The sequence below is a fragment of the Stenotrophomonas sp. NPDC047960 genome, assembly GCF_043204395.1.
In the GTDB taxonomy this organism is placed as follows: domain Bacteria; phylum Pseudomonadota; class Gammaproteobacteria; order Xanthomonadales; family Xanthomonadaceae; genus Stenotrophomonas.
The window spans coordinates 258,427-275,344 of record NZ_JBIDBX010000007.1 but is presented as its reverse complement, the minus strand read 5'-3'; the positions used below and the strand labels follow the sequence as shown (position 1 = coordinate 275,344).

Annotated in this window: 18 protein-coding genes; 7 read left to right on the top strand and 11 right to left on the bottom strand. The window is 67.2% G+C overall.

The genetic code is table 11. From position 1 onward, the window contains the following. Nucleotides 1-78: 78 nt before the first annotated feature. From ACGFZ3_RS16405 to ACGFZ3_RS16395, 3 genes are read right to left on the bottom strand one after another with little or no spacing between them, the layout of a single operon-like run. Nucleotides 79-3,144 (bottom strand): efflux RND transporter permease subunit, encoded by a 3,066-nt coding sequence (locus ACGFZ3_RS16405; protein WP_392923459.1) that lies wholly within the window; start codon nucleotides 3,142-3,144, stop codon nucleotides 79-81. Further along, nucleotides 3,141-4,238: an efflux RND transporter periplasmic adaptor subunit gene (locus tag ACGFZ3_RS16400; RefSeq protein ID WP_392923457.1), complete on the bottom strand. Its 1,098-nt coding sequence runs from the start codon at nucleotides 4,236-4,238 to the stop codon at nucleotides 3,141-3,143. Before ACGFZ3_RS16400 ends, ACGFZ3_RS16405 begins: the two co-directional genes overlap by 4 nt. A gap of 45 nt (nucleotides 4,239-4,283) precedes the next feature. Beyond that, a complete protein-coding gene (locus tag ACGFZ3_RS16395) occupies nucleotides 4,284-4,916 on the bottom strand; it encodes a TetR/AcrR family transcriptional regulator C-terminal domain-containing protein (protein WP_392923455.1) in 633 nt (210 codons plus the stop codon). 143 nt (nucleotides 4,917-5,059) lie between these two features. On the opposite strand from ACGFZ3_RS16395, the gene ACGFZ3_RS16390 reads away from it, so the two are divergent. Further along, on the top strand, nucleotides 5,060-5,683 hold the full coding sequence (locus ACGFZ3_RS16390; protein WP_392923452.1) for a response regulator: 624 nt from the start codon (nucleotides 5,060-5,062) through the stop codon (nucleotides 5,681-5,683). On the opposite strand, the gene ACGFZ3_RS16385 is transcribed toward ACGFZ3_RS16390, so the two are convergent. Then, a complete protein-coding gene (locus ACGFZ3_RS16385; protein ID WP_392923449.1) occupies nucleotides 5,680-6,213 on the bottom strand; it encodes a hypothetical protein in 534 nt (177 codons plus the stop codon). The two genes, ACGFZ3_RS16390 and ACGFZ3_RS16385, sit on opposite strands and share 4 nt — an antisense overlap. Before the next feature lie 161 nt (nucleotides 6,214-6,374). Between ACGFZ3_RS16385 and ACGFZ3_RS16380 the strand changes: the two genes are divergently transcribed. Then, nucleotides 6,375-7,256: an alpha/beta fold hydrolase gene (locus ACGFZ3_RS16380; protein ID WP_392923446.1), complete on the top strand. Its 882-nt coding sequence runs from the start codon at nucleotides 6,375-6,377 to the stop codon at nucleotides 7,254-7,256. 44 nt (nucleotides 7,257-7,300) lie between these two features. Continuing rightward, entirely contained in the window at nucleotides 7,301-8,278 is a 978-nt protein-coding gene (locus tag ACGFZ3_RS16375; RefSeq protein ID WP_392923443.1) for an alpha/beta hydrolase, read from the top strand. 24 nt (nucleotides 8,279-8,302) lie between these two features. Here the strand turns inward: ACGFZ3_RS16375 and ACGFZ3_RS16370 are convergent, their stop codons facing one another. Next, nucleotides 8,303-8,905: a mobile mystery protein B gene (locus ACGFZ3_RS16370; protein ID WP_392923440.1), complete on the bottom strand. Its 603-nt coding sequence runs from the start codon at nucleotides 8,903-8,905 to the stop codon at nucleotides 8,303-8,305. Continuing rightward, nucleotides 8,898-9,359, bottom strand: a complete 462-nt coding sequence (locus ACGFZ3_RS16365; RefSeq protein WP_392923610.1) for a helix-turn-helix domain-containing protein — start codon at nucleotides 9,357-9,359, stop codon at nucleotides 8,898-8,900. Before ACGFZ3_RS16365 ends, ACGFZ3_RS16370 begins: the two co-directional genes overlap by 8 nt. Nucleotides 9,360-9,692: 333 nt before the next feature. Between ACGFZ3_RS16365 and ACGFZ3_RS16360 the strand changes: the two genes are divergently transcribed. Next, nucleotides 9,693-10,265 (top strand): Ax21 family protein, encoded by a 573-nt coding sequence (locus ACGFZ3_RS16360; RefSeq protein ID WP_392923607.1) that lies wholly within the window; start codon nucleotides 9,693-9,695, stop codon nucleotides 10,263-10,265. 192 nt (nucleotides 10,266-10,457) lie between these two features. Here the strand turns inward: ACGFZ3_RS16360 and ACGFZ3_RS16355 are convergent, their stop codons facing one another. The 5 genes from ACGFZ3_RS16355 to ACGFZ3_RS16335 form a co-directional block, all read right to left on the bottom strand. After that, nucleotides 10,458-11,483, bottom strand: a complete 1,026-nt coding sequence (locus tag ACGFZ3_RS16355) for an NAD(P)H-dependent glycerol-3-phosphate dehydrogenase (protein ID WP_392923438.1) — start codon at nucleotides 11,481-11,483, stop codon at nucleotides 10,458-10,460. Nucleotides 11,484-11,497: 14 nt separating this feature from the next. Further along, nucleotides 11,498-12,013 carry a protein-export chaperone SecB gene (secB, locus tag ACGFZ3_RS16350; RefSeq protein ID WP_392923435.1) on the bottom strand — a complete coding sequence of 172 codons (516 nt, stop codon included), beginning with the start codon at nucleotides 12,011-12,013 and terminating at the stop codon, nucleotides 11,498-11,500. Nucleotides 12,014-12,117: 104 nt separating this feature from the next. Then, nucleotides 12,118-12,555, bottom strand: coding sequence for a rhodanese-like domain-containing protein (locus ACGFZ3_RS16345; RefSeq protein ID WP_184126254.1), 438 nt, complete (start codon nucleotides 12,553-12,555; stop codon nucleotides 12,118-12,120). Between the two features lie 73 nt (nucleotides 12,556-12,628). Continuing rightward, nucleotides 12,629-13,063, bottom strand: coding sequence for a hypothetical protein (locus tag ACGFZ3_RS16340; protein ID WP_392923431.1), 435 nt, complete (start codon nucleotides 13,061-13,063; stop codon nucleotides 12,629-12,631). Between the two features lie 30 nt (nucleotides 13,064-13,093). Beyond that, nucleotides 13,094-13,564, bottom strand: a complete 471-nt coding sequence (locus ACGFZ3_RS16335; protein ID WP_392923428.1) for a YiiD C-terminal domain-containing protein — start codon at nucleotides 13,562-13,564, stop codon at nucleotides 13,094-13,096. 43 nt (nucleotides 13,565-13,607) lie between these two features. On the opposite strand from ACGFZ3_RS16335, the gene ACGFZ3_RS16330 reads away from it, so the two are divergent. The 3 genes from ACGFZ3_RS16330 (at nucleotide 13,608) to ACGFZ3_RS16320 (ending at nucleotide 16,760) form a co-directional block, all read left to right on the top strand. Beyond that, nucleotides 13,608-14,384 carry a uroporphyrinogen-III synthase gene (locus ACGFZ3_RS16330; RefSeq protein ID WP_392923426.1) on the top strand — a complete coding sequence of 259 codons (777 nt, stop codon included), beginning with the start codon at nucleotides 13,608-13,610 and terminating at the stop codon, nucleotides 14,382-14,384. Between the two features lie 108 nt (nucleotides 14,385-14,492). Next, nucleotides 14,493-15,464 (top strand): uroporphyrinogen-III C-methyltransferase, encoded by a 972-nt coding sequence (locus ACGFZ3_RS16325; protein WP_392923423.1) that lies wholly within the window; start codon nucleotides 14,493-14,495, stop codon nucleotides 15,462-15,464. A 3-nt stretch (nucleotides 15,465-15,467) separates the two neighbouring features. Continuing rightward, on the top strand, nucleotides 15,468-16,760 hold the full coding sequence (locus ACGFZ3_RS16320) for a heme biosynthesis protein HemY (protein WP_392923421.1): 1,293 nt from the start codon (nucleotides 15,468-15,470) through the stop codon (nucleotides 16,758-16,760). The last annotated feature ends 158 nt before the right edge of the window (nucleotides 16,761-16,918 follow it).

Below are 16,918 nucleotides of genomic sequence, written 5' to 3'. Positions count from 1 at the left end.
CGGCAGTATTGGCAGCTGCGGTTACGTGCCCATGACATGCGCGCGACGGCCGCCCCGCCGCGCGCATGTGTCATTCCCTCAATGTGCGCCGTGCGTGGAGCGGTGGCGGAACCTTCGCGACAGCCATTCTCCGAGGTCGTCCATGACGGTAAACGCGGCCGGGATCACGATCAGGCTGAGCAGTGTGGAGGTGATCAGGCCGCCGATCACGGCGATCGCCATCGGTGCGCGGAAGCTGGAATCACCGGCAAAGCCCAGGGCGATCGGCATCATGCCTGCGCCCATCGCCAGGGTGGTCATGATGATCGGCTGCGCACGCTTGCGGCAGGCGTCAATCAACGCATCGTGCTGGCTCATGCCCTGCTCGTCTTCGGCCATCACCGCGTAATCCACCAGCAGGATGGAATTCTTGGTGGCGATGCCGATCAGCATCAGCAATCCGATCAACGCTGGCAGTGACAGCATGTTCTGGGTGATCAGCAGCGCACCGAACGCACCGCCGGCGCACAACGGCACCGCCGCCAGGATGGTGACCGGCATCAGCGCGTGGTTGAACAGCAGCAACAGCACCATGTAGATGCAGATCAGGCCGGCGGCCATCGCCAGCATGAAGCCGATGAACAGTTCCACGAACACTTCGGCATCGCCGGTGTTGAGGAAGGTCACGCCTGGCGGCAGCTGCTTCACGCTGGGCAGTGCCTGCACTTCGGTCATTACATCGCCCAGCGGGCGACCGTTGAGCTCGGCGGTGAGGGTCACGTTGCGCTGGCGCTGGTAGCGCGAGATCTGCGACGGGCCGCTGCCTTGGCGGATCTCGGCAACGGCGGCCAGTGGTACCGGGCCGTCGCGACCGGGCACGCGCAGCTGCCCGATCAGCGCCGGGTTGGCCAGCGTGGCTTCGGCGAACCCGACGCGGATCGGCACCTGGCGGTCCGGCAGGTTGAGCTTGGCAAGCCGCTGCTCGTAGTCGCCGGCGGTGGCGATGCGCGCCGCCTCGGCGATGTCCTGGGTGGCCACGCCGAGGTCTGCAGCGCGCGCAGCGTTGGGTACGATCTGCAGTTCCGGGCGCAGCAGCGAGGCAGTGGAGGTCACGCTGCCCAGGCCCTGGATGCCGCGCAGGTCGCGTTCCAGTGCGGTAGAGGCCTCCTGCAGGCGCTGCGGGTCGTCGCCGGACAGCACCAGCTGCAGCAGGTTTCCCGGTTCGGAGCTGACGTAGCTGACGCGCACGCCGGGCAGGTTGGCCAGGCGTTGGCGGGCATCACGCTCCAGCGCGCGCTGGTCGCGGTCGCGGTCGTCGGCCACGCCCCAATCCAGCACCAGCGTGGCCTTGCGCGCTTCGCCCACGCCGGTGGTGCTGGGATCGCCCAGGTCCAGCACCGCGCCCACGGCGGTATAGACCTGCTTCAGTTCGGGCATGTCCTGGAGCAGCGCGCGGGCGCGTTCGGTCACCGCCACTGTCTCCTGCAGGCGTGTACCAGGCGGCAGTTCCAGGTTGAGGTTGCTGCGGCCCAGGTCGGACTGCGGAATGAAGGTGGCCGGGATGAACGGCACCAGCGCCAGTGAGGCCACGAACAGGCCGGTGGCGATCCACAGCGTGCGGCCGCGGTAGCGCAACGCGGCGTCTACCCAGCCCAGATACCAGGTCATCAGCTTCGATTCGGGCTTCTCTTCGCCGTGCGGCTTGAGCAGGTAGGCGGCCATCATCGGGGTCAGCAGGCGCGCCACCAGCAGCGAGAACAGCACCGCCGTAGCGGCGGTCCAACCGAATTCGCGGAAGAACTTGCCCGCGATGCCCGGCATGAACGCCACCGGCACGAACACCGCCGCCAGGGTCAGCGAGGTGGCGATCACCGCGTTGCCGATCTCACCGGCCGCTTCGCGCGCTGCTTCCAGTGGCGGCTTGCCCATGCGCAGGTGGCGCACGATGTTTTCGATCTCCACGATCGCATCGTCGACCAGGATGCCGACCACCACCGACAGTGCCAGCAGCGTGATGATGTTGAGCGTGAAGCCGAAGAAGTACATCACCGCGAAAGTGGGAATGATCGACAGGGGCAATGCCAGTGCCGATACCCAGGTGGCACGCCAGTCGCGCAGGAACAGCCACACCACCAGCAGCGCCAGCAGCGCGCCCTCCCAGAGCATCGTCATGGACGAGTCGTAGGAGCGGTGGGTTTCGTCGATGGCGGTGGTGACCAGGCGGAAGTCGATGCCCGGGTGGCTGGCCTTGAGCTGGTCCAGCGCGGTATGCACGCCGGCCTCGACCTTCACTTCGCTGGAGCCGCGTGTGCGCGACATCGAGAACGCCACTACCGGCTTGCCGTCCAGCAAGGCGGCTTCGGTCGGGTCGGCGGCAGCGTCGGTGACGTTGGCGAGGGTGGAAAGGCGCACGGCGCGGCCATCCGGCAACGCGATGGAGTAATCACGCAATGCCTGCGCATCGCCGACGGTGCCCAGTGTGCGGATGGTCTGCTGCGCGCCTTCGATCTCGGCCTTGCCGCCGGCGCGTTCGACCTGGATGCGGGCCAGTTGCTGGGACACATCACCGGCGGTGATGCCCATCGCGATCAACGCGTTCGGGTCCAGGTCCACGCGTACCTGGCGCTGCACGCCGCCCACGCGGGTGACCCTGGCCACGCCCGGCACGCCGTACATCGCGCGCGATACATCGCGGTCGACGAACCAGCTGGCCTCATCGGGCGTCATGTGCGGGGCGACCAGCGCATAGGTCATGAGCGAACCGCCGATGTCCACCTTGGAGATCACCGGTTCCTGGATGTCCTGCGGCAGGTCGGTGCGGATGCGGGTGACCGCATCGCGGGTGTCATCCAACGCAGTGGCCAGGTCGGCCTCGAGCTGGAACTCGATGGTGGTGGTGCTGACGCCTTCACTGACCGTGGATATCACGCGCTTGACGTTGTTGACCGTGGCCACCGAGTCCTCGACCTTGCGCGTGACCTCGGCTTCCAGCTGGCTGGGCGAAGCGCCGGGCTGGGTCACGGTCACGGTGGTCATCGGGAACGCGATGTCGGGGAAGCGTGCCACGGGCAGCTGGTAGAAGCCCCACAGGCCGGCCACGCACAACACGAAGAAGATCAGCAGCGCGGGCAACGGGCGCTTGATCGCCCAGGCGGAAAAGTTCATTTGGCGTTCGCCTTGGCATCGGCCACCACGCGCACCCGGTCGCCTTCACCGAGGAACCCGGCGCCGTCGACCACCACGCGGTCGCCCACCTTCAGCCCTTCCAGGATCGCGGTGCGGCCCTGCACGGCCTGGCCGGTGCGCACCCGCAGGCGCGCGGCCTGCTGCTTGTCATTCACCGTGAACACGTAGCTGTGGCCGTCGCGCTGCACGATGGCGGCGGTAGGAATGGTCAGCGCCTGGCCTTCGCCGGTGACGATGCGCCCTTCCACGTACACCCCCGGCTTGAGCGTGCCCGGTTCGGGCAGGTCGGCGAAAATCGTACCGGTGCGGGTCTGTGCGTCCACGCCCGGGGTGACCGCACGGATGCGGCCGCTGACCACGGCGTCGGCGTAGGGCAGCTCCACGGTATTGCCCACGGCCACGCCGGTCAGCTGGTCTTCGGGCAGTTCCGCGCGCCATTCCAGGCGGCCGTCGCGAATCAAGCGGAGCAGTTCGGTACCGGCCGAAACCACCTGGCCCGGCTGGACCAGGCGCTTGGAGATCAGGCCATCGGCCGGCGCGCGCAGGTCGGCGAAATCACGGCGCAGCTTGGCCGCATCGCGCGCGGCGCGGGCGGTGGCGGTCTGCGCTTCGGCGTTGATGCGCGAGGCGCGCAGCTCGTCCAGGCTGCTTTCGCTGATCAGCTGCTGGGCGGCCAGTTTGGCGCTGCGCTCGTAGTTCAGGCGCGCCAGTTCCTGCGAGGCCTGCGCCTGCTTCAGCGATGCATCGGCCTGCGCCAGTTCGCTGTCCAGCGTGCGGTGGTCCAGCTGCAGCAGCACCTGGCCCTGCTTGACCCACTGGCCCACGTCCACCGGCAGTGCCGTCACGCGCTGGCCGCTGATTTCAACGCCCAACTGCATTTCCTCGTACGCGGTGACCGGGCCGGAGACCAGCACGGTGCGCGCCATGGGTTGCTGCTCCGCGCTGGCCAGCGATACCGGCAACGCCGAGGACGCGGCGGCATCGGCGGCAGCCTTGTCGTCTTTGTCACCGCAGGCGGCCAGCAGTGTGGCCATCAGCAGCAGGGAAGTGCAGCGGAAAAATGAGGGGCGCATCAGTGATCTTCCGTGTCGGAACTGCGGTAACAGGGGAAAGGGAAATCAGGGCACGCGGGCCAGGCGGAGTTCGATGCCGTCCAGCATCAGGCCGAGGCCCTGTTCGAAGCGCGTGTCGAAATCGACCTCGCTCCACACCTCGCGGGCATCCCAGCAATGGGGGAAACGCGCTTCGGCCAGCGCCATGAACGCCTCACCCAGCGCCTCCATGCTGCCGTCGCCGGGCCAGGACTGTTCTTCGATCACAAAGCCCATCGCGTAGTACACCAGGTCCATCGAGGCGGTCGCGGCGAACCGCACCGGCGCCCCGGCGCCGACCAGCGCGGCGATGCTGGCCTCGCCCACCCGCAGCACGTTCTCGGTGGCCAGGAAGGTGCCGGCGTAGACCCGCGCGCCGTCGCGGCGGGCCTTGAACGCAACCCGGAACTCACGGGCGATCTGCAGCAGGGTCTGCCGCCAGGGCTGGCCGTCGGGGATGTCGCGGGCCACGTCCACGATCATGGCGTCGGCCATGGCATCGACCAGCGCCTGCTTGCTCTTGAAGTGCCAGTACAGCGACGGCGCGCGGATGCCCAGCGTGCAGGCCACCTTGCGCAGGGTCACGCCCTCCATGCCAGCCTCGTCGAGGATCTTGAAGGCGGCGCCGACGATGTTGTCCCGGGCGATGGGCTGACGCACTGAGGGCTTCTACCTAACGTTGTTAGGGAGCGAATCTAACAGTGTTAGGTTTTCGGCCGCAAGCACTGCTGCCTCGGCCGGCGGGGCCGCTTGCGTTGTGCGTCGCCACGATGCACGGTGCATTCCTTACCGGGACCCTGGCCATGACACTGCGCATCCTGACCATCGATGACCATCCCCTGATCCGCCAGGGCATCGCATCCATGCTGGAGGTGGAACCCGGCCTTGAGCTGGTCGGCGAGGCTGCCGACGCACTGGATGGCATCGGGCAGTACCGACGGCTGCTGCCGGACATCGCGCTGGTCGACCTGCAGATGCCCGGTGTGAACGGCATCGAGCTGACTCGACGCCTGCGCGCGGAGTTTCCCCAGGCATGCGTGGTCATCCTGACCACCTACCGGGGCGATGCCAACGCACGCGACGCGCTCGCGGCCGGTGCCAGCGGTTATCTGCTCAAAAGCTCGCTGCGCCGTGAGCTGGTCGATGCGCTGCATCGGGTCGCGCAGGGCAAGCGCTGCCTGTCGGCGGAGATCTCCGAAGAGATTGCCCAGCACATCGGCGAGGAACCCCTTACTGCACGCGAGCAGTCCATCCTTGCCGCCCTCGCGCAGGGATGGGAGAACAAACGCATTGCCAATGACCTGGGCATTTCGTCGGAAACGGTGAAATCGCACCTCGCACGCATTTTCGAGAAGATCGGCGCCCGCACGCGCACCGAGGCGATCCATATCGCCCTGCGTCGCGGACTGGTGCGACTGGACGACTAGCGCTTCATCATCGGCAGCGGACGCAGCGGATGGCGCAGTCCATGCCGCAGCGAGAACTGCACCAGGCGCAGGTGAAAGCCCAGGCGCGGGAACCGCTGCACCACCCGGGTGAAGTCATCCGGATGCAGTTCGAAGCGCAGCAGCCCCAGCGACACATCGATCCAGTCGGCGCGGCGGAACGCCTCGATGCGGCGGTCCTGGTCCGGCGGTACGTGCGAGATCCGGTGGTGCTCGCTGATCATCGCCACCACCACCGGCACCAGTTCCGGCCGGTCCTGTTCGAGCAGGTACTGCCGGGCCAGCGCTTCGGAAGGCGCCAGGTAATCGAACGTTCCTGCGGTCCAGATGCCCAGGTCATGGAATGCCACGGCCACCGACAGGACGTACAGATCGTGCACCGTGCCCGGCAGCATGCACCAGTGGAAATTGGCCACGCGGTAGGTGTGGTTGCGGTAAGGATGATAGTCCCGGCCCAGCACATCTGCGTGGCGCTCCAGGATCTCGTCCAGCACCGCCAGGTGATCGAGCATGGCGTTCTCCCGATGCACGGCGAGGACGTCGTGCTGCCGGCAAGGGTAGCGCCGGCGCGGGCCGGTGGCCGCCGCCGGCAGGGGTATCCGTAAATCCCCCATGTGGGGGCGACGGCGCCGCAGCCCCCGGATGGGGGAGCACCCGCGCGCCCGAACGACCGATGCCCCGTCCCTCGCGTGCGTGGGAGGCTGCGCACGTCCCTTCTGCCGAGGCTGCCATGAGCTACTTCACCACCTCCGACGGTGCCTCCCTCTACTACAAGGACTGGGGCAGCGGCCCCGTGGTGTCCTTCAGCCATGGCTGGCCGCTCAATGCCCATGCCTGGGAAGCGCAGATGTTCTTCCTGGCCGGCCACGGCTACCGCTGCATCGCCCACGACCGGCGCGGGCACGGGCGTTCCAGCCAGCCATGGAACGGCAACGACATGGATACCTACGCCGACGATCTCGCCCAGCTGTTTGAACACCTTGGCGTAACCGACGTGACACTGGTCGGCCATTCCACCGGCGGCGGCGAAGTGGCGCGCTACATCGGCCGGCATGGCACCGGCCGCGTGGCCAAGGCGGTGCTGATGGGCGCGGTGCCGCCGATCATGCTCAAGACCGCCGACAATCCCGACGGCCTGCCCATCGAGGTGTTCGATGGTTTCCGCAGCGCCTACCTCGCCGACCGCGCGCAGTTCTTCCTGGATGTGGCGACGGGTCCGTTCTTCGGTTTCAACCGCCCGGGCGCGAAGGTCTCCGAAGGCATGATCCGTTCGTGGTGGACGCAGGGCATGCAGTCAGGCCACAAGAACGCCTACGACTGCATCAAGGCGTTCTCGGAAACCGACTTCACCGCCGACCTGGCGAAGTTCGATGTTCCCACCCTGATCATCCATGGCGATGACGACCAGATCGTACCGATCAAGGCCGCAGCGCTGCGCTCGGCGACGCTGATCAAAGGCGCGCAGCTGAAGATCTATCCCGGCGGTGGCCACAGCCTCGGCGACACCGCCAAGGAACAGCTCAACCAGGACCTGCTCGCCTTCCTGCAGAGCTGAGCGCACGTACGTTCGTCCCTCCCCCTGTCTTCGAGGACCTGCCCATGAACAGCGTACCCCCTGCCGCCGCCCTGCATGCCGTGCCCGCCGACGGGCGTGGCACGGGTCCATCGCGCAGCGAAGAGTTGATCAGTGGTGGCGAGCGCGAGCTGTTCATCCGCAGCTGGCGCCCCAGTGGACCGGCGCGTGCAGTGCTGGCGATCGTGCCCGGCTTCAACTCGCACAGCGGTCACTACCAGTGGGCCGCCGCGCAGTTCACCGCGATGGGTCTTGCGGTGTATGCGGTGGACCTGCGCGGGCGCGGCAAATCCAGCGGCGAGCGCTTCCACGTGGAGCACTTCGACGACTACCTGGCCGATGTGCAGTCGCTGTTGAACGTGGCGCGTGCGCGCGAGCCCGGCCTGCCGGTGTTCCTGCTCGGGCACAGCGCCGGCGGCGTGATCGCGTCGGCGTACACACTGGCCCACCAGGGCGAACTGGCCGGGCTGATCTGCGAAAGCTACGCCTTCCAGGTGCCAGCACCGGCGCCGGTGCTGGCGCTGGTGCGCTGGCTCAGCGGCCCGTTCCCGAAGCTGCGCGTGCTCAAGCTGCCCAACAAGGAATTCTCACGGTTGCCCGAGGTGGTGGCCGCGTTGAATGCCGATCCGCTCATCGCCAACGAAAAGCAGACCGCGCTGACCGTGGCGCAGATGCTGGTGGGTATCGACCGGCTGCGCCGCGGCTTCCCCACGCTGTGTCTGCCGGTGCTGATCGCGCATGGCACCGCCGACAAGGTCACCGTGCCGGCCGGCAGCCAGGTGTTCAACGACAACGCCGGCTCTACCGACAAGACGCTGCTGCTGTACAAGGACCATGCACATGACCTGCTCAACGATGCCGGGCGCGAGGGCGTGGTGCGCGATTTCAAGCAGTGGATCGAGCAGCGCCTTGGCGCGACGCGCACGCCCGACGGTGCCCCGCGGGGAGCACATGCTGCTGGACGAGGGCAGGCGCATTCGCCTGGATGCCATCGTGAGTATTGAGGGCCACCTCTGTCAGGTGAAGCTTCAGCTCCTCACAAACGCCAGCAGTGGAGAGACATCTCCGGCATCCGCGCGGCGTATCGCATTCAAATAATCCTGGCGAACCTGTGCACCGTGGGGTGGAGGGCCCCAGGTGAACGGCTTTCCACCATTCCGCAGGAGAAACATGTCAGCCATTACCCGTGAACAACGACCGTTGCCATTTGGGAATGGATGGATGAAGGTCAGCTGGTGGTGGAGCCGCACTGCCTGCTCATCCAGGGAATAGGTCTGGAATTCCTGCCATGCACTGACATTGTCGAACAGTTGTCGAAGCTGCATGGCAACCTGGTACGGCGCAACGCCGATGTTTCGCTCCGTCTGGCGAAACCGTCCAGCCCATTCCCACACTTGATTGAACATGCGTTCGTGCAGCTGGCGCAGAAACGCTTCGCCATGCACGACGACATCCCGCTTCCTGACTTGAGTGTTCGCCCAGCGCATTCCCTGAAGAATGTTCTCACCTTCGGCGTCGTTGAGATCCGCGCGCGTCGCCACCCAACCGAGTTTCAATCCACGCGCCTCATCAGGGTCGAGAGGGGTCTGGCCGGCGTCAAGTGGCTCCTGAAACAGCGGCAGATCAGCCAATTGGTGACTCCCGCCACAAGGTGCTGTCAGGAATGGCGGCTTCAGCCTGCTGCAGCAGGTGCCGTCGCATCGTTTCAGAGATTGACTGGTCTTCCAGGTTCATATGCGTAGCAGCCCGATCCATGTCAGCGCCGTAGAGCTGGAGGCGGCGCTGGTCAACCATGGATTGGAGCGGCTGACGGGGCACCACCAGTACGACCAGTTCGCAGTCCATGGCGCTTGCCGCGCGGCGCAGCGTATCGATCCGGATGGACCCGACACGTTCGCTCATCTCCAGCTTCGTCACGGAGCCCGGTGACACTCCCAGACGGCGGGCCAAGTCGGATCTGGACATGCCCAATGCCTCGCGCGTCCCGGCAATCCAGCCGCCACGGGGTGCGTGTGGAAGTCTGGGTAACAGCGCGCGGAGCGTGTTACCGATTTCGTCTAGTTTCGCCCTGGCCAACCGGCGCATCTGCGAGCCTTGTCTGGACGCCACTTCTCACCTCCAGGGTCTATTTCGATATGCCAAATATACCCTACAGGGTACAAATGTGCAGCGTGATTAGAGCCTGCAGGTAACATTCTTCATTTGCTTTTGTACCTGGAAGGTTCAGCGCCCATGCGTTGGCCTGGCCCCTACCGTAGTTCCCTGAACGCGCGCTTCATTCATGTACCGGTCAGTTCAATATTCAGGGTTGATTAGAGCGCCTAACGGATAATTCACACCTGTCGACCGTCCTTCTCTCTCCCCTCCCCAAGGGGGACGGTCGGCAAAACCAAATAATGAATAGGTGTGTTCCCGATGATGAAGACCTCTCTGCTTGCCTTGGGCCTGATCGCGGCTCTGCCGTTCGCTGCTTCGGCTGCCGATGGCCTGTCGTACAACTACGCTGAAGGCGGCTATGTGAACACCGATGCCCAGGGCGGCTATGCCGACGGCTGGGCCGTGAAGGGCTCGGTGGCCGTCGCACCGAACTTCCACATCTTTGGCGATTACACCTCGCAGGAACTCAACCGCGGCAATGCCGATGTTGACCAGTGGCGCGCCGGCGTCGGCTACAACTACGGCATCGCGCCGACCACCGACCTGGTGGCCCGCGTCGCGTACCAGAAGTTCGATCCGAAGCGCGGCCTTGACTTCAACGGCTATTCCACCGAAGTGGGCGTGCGCACCGCGTTCACCCCGATGATCGAGGGCTACGCGCTGGCCGGCTACGAAGACTTCAGCAAGAAGCACGGCATCAACCCGGACGGCGAGTTCTACGGCCGCGTCGGCGCCCAGGCCAAGTTCACCCCGAACTGGGGCCTGAGCGGCGAAGTGAAGCTGGCCAAGGGTGGCGACCGCGAATGGTTCGTCGGCCCGCGCTTCACCTGGTAAGGCGATCGCTGCACGGTACGTTGTTGGATGGCGTGATCTCTCTCTCCCTCACGCCATGAAGCCCGGCTTAGTAGGCCGGGCTTCACTTATCTGGCCCCACCTCGTCGGGGTGCCACGCACAAACCCAGCGCATGCTGGGTTTGTGCGTTCTGGAGGGCAAAAAAAACCCCGGCAGTGCCGGGGTTTTCATCATCATTTGAACAGCGTGTCCGGGTATTCCGGTTTCTGTTCGCGGGCCAGCAGCGCGCGCAGGCCCTCTTCCGGGGTCTGCTCGCCGTGCAACACGGCGCGGACCCGGTCGGAGATCGGCAGGTCGATGCCGTGGCGACGCGCCTGGCGCATGACCTCGTCGGCCGTCTGCACCGATTCGACTACCTGGCCGATTTCGCGGATCGCGTCCTGCAGGCTCTGGCCACGTCCCAGCGCCAGGCCAAGCCGGCGGTTACGCGACAGATCGCCAGTGCAGGTCAGCACCAGATCGCCCAGCCCGGCCAGGCCCATCAGGGTTTCCGGTTTGGCGCCGATGGCAGCGGCCAGGCGCAGCATCTCGTTGAGGCCGCGGGTGATCAGGCCGGCCCGGGCGTTGAGGCCCAACTGCATGCCATCGGCCACGCCGGTGGCTACGGCCAGCACGTTCTTCATGGCACCGCCGAGTTCGGCACCGACCATGTCATCGCCGGTATAGGCGCGGAACGCCGGGCCGTGCATGGCTTCAGCGACCTGCTGGGCGAACTCGGCATCGTCGCCGTGCACGGTAATCGCGGTGGGCAGGCCCAGCGTGACTTCCTTGGCGAACGATGGGCCGGTCACCACGGCCAGCGGCACCTCCGGTCCGAGGACCTCGCGCGCCACTTCGTGCAGGAAGCGCCCGGAGCCCGGTTCGAACCCCTTGGTCGCCCAGGCCACGCCGGCAGCCGCCGGACGCAGCGGCGCCAGCGCACGCACGGTTTCACCGAACGCGTGCGACGGCACCACCACCAGGATCCACGTGGCGTCCTTGACGGCCGCAGCGAGGTCGGTGGTGGCGCGCAGCGATTCCGGCAGCGGAATGCCCGGCAGGTAACGGGTGTTCTCGTGGCGCTGGTCGATGGCGTCCACCATCGCTGCGTCGCGGCCCCACAGCACGGTCTGGCGACCGTGCCGTGCAAGCAGGCTGGCCAGGGCCGTGCCCCAGGAGCCGGCGCCGAGAACGGCGACCTTGTCTGCGTTGTTGCTCATTGCTGCAGCGCCGATCAGGCGTTGCCGGCCGGCTCGGAATCGGCGAGCGAGGTTTCGCCCTGTTCCTGGCGCTGGCGCAGGGTTTCGGCGTACAGGCCTTCGAAGTTGATCGGCTGCAGGAAGAACGGCGGGAAGCCGCCGGCCTGGATCAGCTCGCTCACCAGCGAGCGCACGTACGGGAACAGGATGTTCGGGCACTGGGTGCCCAGCAGCACGTCGATGGACTGCGGGTCCAGCCCGACCAGGCCAAACACGCCAGCCTGCTGCACTTCGGCCACATAGGCGGTCTTGTCGCCGGCCTTGCAGGTCAGGGTCACGGCCAGGACCACTTCGAAGGCGCTCTCACCCAGGCGCTGCACACGCTGGTTCAGGTTGAGCTGCAGCTCCGGCTGCACGGCTTCGTTGAACACGGCCGGGGCGTTGGGCGATTCGAAGGAAACGTCCTTGACGTAGATCTTTTCGACGGTGAACGCGGGGCCGGTGGCGGCTTCGGCCGGCGCGATGGCGCCGTTGGTGTTCGCTTCGGACATTTCCTGTTGCTCCAGAATGAATGCAGTAAAAACGGATTGTTACATGCCCTGCGATGGGGGCGTGTGGCGGCGCGCACAAGGCATGCCGCGCAATCCGGGCAAAATCAGTTGCGGCCCTTGACCAGCGGCAGCTCGGCCTGCTGCCAGGCGGGCAGGCCGCCGTCGAGCACGTGCACCTGCTCGAAACCGGCCTTCTTCAACGCCTTGGCGGCGGTTTCAGAGGCGGTGCCGGTACGGCACACCAGCACCACAGGGCGCTGCTTGGCGTTGGCCACCAGCTTGTGCTCCGGCCCGAACTGGGCGGGCTGCACGTTGCGGCTGCCGGCGATATGGCCCTTCTCGAAATCGGTACCCGCCGACAGATCCACCACGACCGCGCCGCCGGCATTGATCAGCTGGGTCAGCTCGGCCGGCTTGATCGATTTGTAGCCGCGCAGCAGGCGGCGTACCTCAGTGACGAGGATGGCGACAGTCAGGCCCACGAAGGCCATCGACAACATCGGGTTTCGGCCGGCAAAGGCCAGCAACTCTTCGTAATTCACTTAGATCACGGGTCGATTAGCGGGCGCCGATTGTCGCACATGCGGGCGAACCGGCGTCCAGCCCTGCGGCAGCTCAGGATTCCTGCCAGAGGTCGGGCAGCCCACTGGCCTGCAGCCAGCGCTTGCCTTCGGCGTCCCAGCGCCAGATTTCCTTGACCCGCACCGTCCGCTCGGACTGGGTGTTGACGTTGATCACCCTCACCTCGGCATTGCGGCCAACCCGACCGTCGGGCAGCGGCACGTTGTCGCCGGCGCGGTAGCTGGAGATCTTCACCTGCTCGAACCGGCGGATTTCCAGGTCGGTCAGCGGGTGTTCCTTGGCGTACGCCGGGTCCAGGTAGGGCAGCATGTCGTCCACGGTGCCCCAACGCATGGTCGAGTCGTACTTGACCTGGGTTTCTTCCAGCTGCTTGCGCTGCTTCTTGGTTGTCTTCTGCTCACCGGCGAATGCCGACACGGAGGTCAGGGCCAGCAAGGCCAGCAGCAGGATCTGGATGGTGCGACGCATGCGAATTCCCCAATCGGCAAGGCGCCCATCCTACCGCCTTGCGAAGGCAACGAAACGTCCGGTCAGTTCAGCGGCCGGTTTGCCGGCCTCGCCGGGCTGGCGGGCCACCACCTCGATGCGGGCCTTGCCGCGCTGGGCGAAGGTGGCCAGGAAGGTATCCCAGTCGGCGTCGTCGCCCGCGTGGGCCTGGGCCTGCAGGTCGTCGTAGACCGGCGCCAGGTAGCGCACATGGCTGTCGGCCACATAGACATCGGCATCGAAGCCGGCCAACCGCAGGCGCAGGGTGACCAGCGCCCAACCGGACAGGGTCAGCGCCGAAGACAGGCTGCCGCCGAAGGCATTGCCCTTGTCATTGACGTTGGCGGCCAGCGGCGCGCGCAGGCTCAGCACGCCATCGGCATACGCATCCACGCGGATCTGCATCGCCGCCACCGGCGGCATGCGCTCAAGCACCTGCTGCAGCGCGGCCAGGTGGGCGGGGAGGGAATCATGTTCAGACATCGGTACGGCGACGTTGCAACGAAGGCCTCGCATAATGCCCGCAATGAACAGCCACGCACATGTGCCGGATTGGACCCTGCTGTCGCTGCGCCCGCGCGGCCAGCACGCACCGCTGCGCCGCGCGGCCGCAGCGCTGGGCGCGCAGGTGATCGGCTTGTCGCCGTGGGCGCTGGTGGCCCGCCACGATGCGGCCACCCGCGCGGCCCTGGCCCAGGCGCTGGAGGCCGACCGCGTGGTATTCAGCAGCCCGGCGGCCGTGCATGCGGCCGCCCGGCTGCAGCCGCTGGATGCCCCGCACGCCGGCATCTGGCTGGCCGTGGGCGGCGGTACCGCCGCCGCGCTGCGCGGGCATGGCGCTGCCGACGTGGTGGCGCCCACGCGGATGGACAGCGAAGGCCTGCTCGATCTGCCGGTGCTGGCCCAGCTGCAGGGGCTGCGCGCGGCGTTGGTCACCGCACCAGGTGGGCGCGGGGTCATTGCCGATGCGCTGGGGGCCCGGGGCGCGGTGCTGCAGCGGGTGGATGTGTACCAGCGTGTCGCGCTGCGCCTGCCGCCCCGGCAACTGCAGCGGCTGCGCCACCGCGCGGGACCGTGGGTGCTGGCCCTGAGCAGCGCTGAAGCGCTGTCGCTGCTTATCGACCAGCTGCCAGCCGACCTGCTTGCACGGCTGCGGCAGGTCCATGCGGTCGTGGCCAGCGAACGGCTGGCCGTGCTGGCGCAGCAGGCGGGAATTGCACGGGTGACCCTGGCTGCCGGCCCGATGCCAGCGCAACTGGCGCAGGCCGCACACGCGGCCATCACCACCGCCGCAACTTCCTGAACAGGGGTCGCGTGCGGCCTTGCAGGCCCTGCGGGCGGCGAGCGATGCTGTGCGCTTCATCGATCGCCAGCTCGTGAATGCACCGGCGCGATCGACAAGGATGCCTGCATGAACGACATGGTTCCGCCCCCGCCCCACCGTCCGCTGCGCTGGATCGTGCCGCTTGCCGCATTCGCGCTGGTGGCCGGTGGCGCAGGTTGGGGCTGGACCCAGTGGCAGGCGCAGCAGGCGCGCGTCGCGCAGCGCGAGGCCGATGCCGCCGTGCTGGTGCAGGGCTTGGCCGGCAGCGTTGAGGCGCTGCGCCGCGACCAACGCTCCACTTCGCAACGGGTGCAGGATGCGGCCGCCACCAATCGGGTGCTGCGCGATGAAATGCTGGGCCTGAGCCAGCGCAATGCGTTGCTGGAAGAGAACCTGGCGCGGCTGGCTGACAGCACCCGCCACAACGCCCAGGCGCTGCAGCTGGAAGAGGCCGAACTGCTGCTAAGCCAGGCCGGCCAGCGGCTGGCATTCGCCGATGACGTGGAGGGCGCCAAGCGCCTGTATGCGCTGGCGGCCACGGCGCTGGAAGACGTCCAGGGCACCGAATACCTCAACCTGCGCCAAGCGCTGATGCAGGAACGCAACGCGGTCGATGCCCTCGGCCCTGGCGTACGCGCCGGCATCCAGCAACGCCTTGGCAGCTTCTCGCAATCGCTGCTGGCGTTGCCCGAACAGATCGCACCGGCGGCCGGCGCCGCCGCGCCGCCGTGGTGGCATCAGGTGCTGGCCCCGTTCGTGACCATCACGCCCACGGCCGTACAGGGCCCGCTCACCCGCGCCGAGCGCACTGCCGCCTGGGATTCGCTGCAGCTGGAGCTGACCCTGGCCCGTGCGGCGGTTGAACGCGGCGACCAAGCTGGTTTTGAACAGGCGCTGGATCGGGTGGCACTGTGGATGCCGCGGCTGTGGCCGGATTCACCCGGCCTGCGCGAGCGGCGTGGTGAACTGCAGCAGTTGCGCACCCAAGTGCTACGCCCGCCGCTGCCCGAACTGGGCAGCACCCTGCAGCAACTGCGCGCCATGCGCGATGGGAGTTGATACATGAAGCCGATTCAATCCGTAGTGGTGCTGTTGCTGGCCGTGGTGCTGGGCGTGGTGGCCGCGCAATGGCTGGGCACCGAATCCCTGCGCCAGTACGGCGAGGTGATCTACCGCGTGGGCGGCAATGATTACCGCTCGACCGTGCCGCAGGTGGCCTTGATGGTGCTGGTGGGCCTGCTGGTCCTGTGGCTGTTGTGGAGCCTGGTGGCCTCGCCGTTCCGTGCCTGGGGCCGCTACCGCCGCAAGCAGGGCCGTGCCCGCCTGATCGAAGGGCTGCAGGCGTATGAATACGGCCACTGGCAGCGTGCCGAAAAGCTGCTGGGCACCGCTGCCGAGGATGAGGAAGTGAGCGCGGTTGCCTATGTGACCGCCATCCGCAGTGCCGAAGCGCGCGGGGACCAGGCCGCGGTGGACCCGTACCTGCAGCGCCTGTCCACCACCGACGCCACCGCATACGCGCTGATGCAGGCCGAGCGCCTGCTGCAGCAGGAGCGCCCGGTGGATGCGATCAACGCGCTGGATGCCCCGGGCATCCAGCCGCTGCCGCCGCGTGGCCTGTGGTTGCGTACCGAAGCCCTGGCGCGTGCCGGTCGCGCGCACGAGGCCTACGGACAGCTGGGCGCGCTGCGCAAGCAGAAGGTGCTGCCGGACGACGCGGTGGCCGAACTGGAAGTGCGCCTGGCCGCGCAGTCGCTGTTGGAAGCGGGCGATGTGAATGCGCTCGCCGCGCAGTGGGAAGCCACGCCCAAGGCCCTGCGCAGCGACCCCGATGTGGCGTCGGCTTACGCGCTGCGCGCCGTGGCGCTGGATTGGGATGAGCCGGCTCTGCTCAACCTGGAACAGGCGCTGGATACGCGCTGGGACGAATCACTGGTGACGCTCTACGGCCAGATGCCGGTGGAGAAGCTCGCCACCCGCCAGGCCAACCTGCAGCGCTGGCTGGGCCAGCAACCGTCCAGCCCGGCGCTGCTGCTGGCGCTGGGCCGCATCGCCGCGCGCCAGGGCGAGCACGTCCAGGCCGAAGACTACCTGCACCGCGCCATCGCCGCCGGCGCTGGCTCCCCGGCCTGGGAAGCGCTGGGCGAGGTCTTCACCGCACGGGGCGAGCCCGCCCTGGCCGCGCAGTGCTACACCAACGCCCTGCGCCAGCAACGCGGCGAAGACAGCGTGGTGCTCGCGCGCCCGGTAGCCCCGTTGGCTGCCGTCGTGCCCGAACGCGCCACGGTCGAAGAACAGTCACTCATGAGCGAACCGGCGCCGGTCCGCGATGAATTCGGCAACCCGCTTCGCTGACGCCATCCCAATGGGCCCGTAGCAATTCGTAGTGCCACGCCATGCGTGGCAACCGCGCGCCAGCGGGGCGCAAGTCTCCGAAGCCAACAGAATGTCGTCCCCAAACACCCGCCCGACGTTCAGCCCCGCCGAAGCCGCCCATCAGGCGCCATGACCCC

Excerpts from the sequence above, each read along its gene's own strand:
- ACGFZ3_RS16405 (WP_392923459.1), bottom strand. The coding sequence starts at position 3,144 with ATGAACTTTTCCGCCTGGGCGATCAAGCGCCCGTTGCCCGCGCTGCTG.
- ACGFZ3_RS16400 (WP_392923457.1), bottom strand. The coding sequence starts at position 4,238 with ATGCGCCCCTCATTTTTCCGCTGCACTTCCCTGCTGCTGATGGCCACA.
- ACGFZ3_RS16390 (WP_392923452.1), top strand. The coding sequence starts at position 5,060 with ATGACACTGCGCATCCTGACCATCGATGACCATCCCCTGATCCGCCAG.
- ACGFZ3_RS16385 (WP_392923449.1), bottom strand. The coding sequence starts at position 6,213 with ATGCTCGATCACCTGGCGGTGCTGGACGAGATCCTGGAGCGCCACGCA.
- ACGFZ3_RS16380 (WP_392923446.1), top strand. The coding sequence starts at position 6,375 with ATGCCCCGTCCCTCGCGTGCGTGGGAGGCTGCGCACGTCCCTTCTGCC.
- ACGFZ3_RS16375 (WP_392923443.1), top strand. The coding sequence starts at position 7,301 with ATGAACAGCGTACCCCCTGCCGCCGCCCTGCATGCCGTGCCCGCCGAC.
- ACGFZ3_RS16365 (WP_392923610.1), bottom strand. The coding sequence starts at position 9,359 with ATGCGCCGGTTGGCCAGGGCGAAACTAGACGAAATCGGTAACACGCTC.
- ACGFZ3_RS16360 (WP_392923607.1), top strand. The coding sequence starts at position 9,693 with ATGAAGACCTCTCTGCTTGCCTTGGGCCTGATCGCGGCTCTGCCGTTC.
- ACGFZ3_RS16355 (WP_392923438.1), bottom strand. The coding sequence starts at position 11,483 with ATGAGCAACAACGCAGACAAGGTCGCCGTTCTCGGCGCCGGCTCCTGG.
- secB (WP_392923435.1), bottom strand. The coding sequence starts at position 12,013 with ATGTCCGAAGCGAACACCAACGGCGCCATCGCGCCGGCCGAAGCCGCC.
- ACGFZ3_RS16340 (WP_392923431.1), bottom strand. The coding sequence starts at position 13,063 with ATGCGTCGCACCATCCAGATCCTGCTGCTGGCCTTGCTGGCCCTGACC.
- ACGFZ3_RS16335 (WP_392923428.1), bottom strand. The coding sequence starts at position 13,564 with ATGTCTGAACATGATTCCCTCCCCGCCCACCTGGCCGCGCTGCAGCAG.
- ACGFZ3_RS16330 (WP_392923426.1), top strand. The coding sequence starts at position 13,608 with ATGAACAGCCACGCACATGTGCCGGATTGGACCCTGCTGTCGCTGCGC.
- ACGFZ3_RS16325 (WP_392923423.1), top strand. The coding sequence starts at position 14,493 with ATGAACGACATGGTTCCGCCCCCGCCCCACCGTCCGCTGCGCTGGATC.
- ACGFZ3_RS16320 (WP_392923421.1), top strand. The coding sequence starts at position 15,468 with ATGAAGCCGATTCAATCCGTAGTGGTGCTGTTGCTGGCCGTGGTGCTG.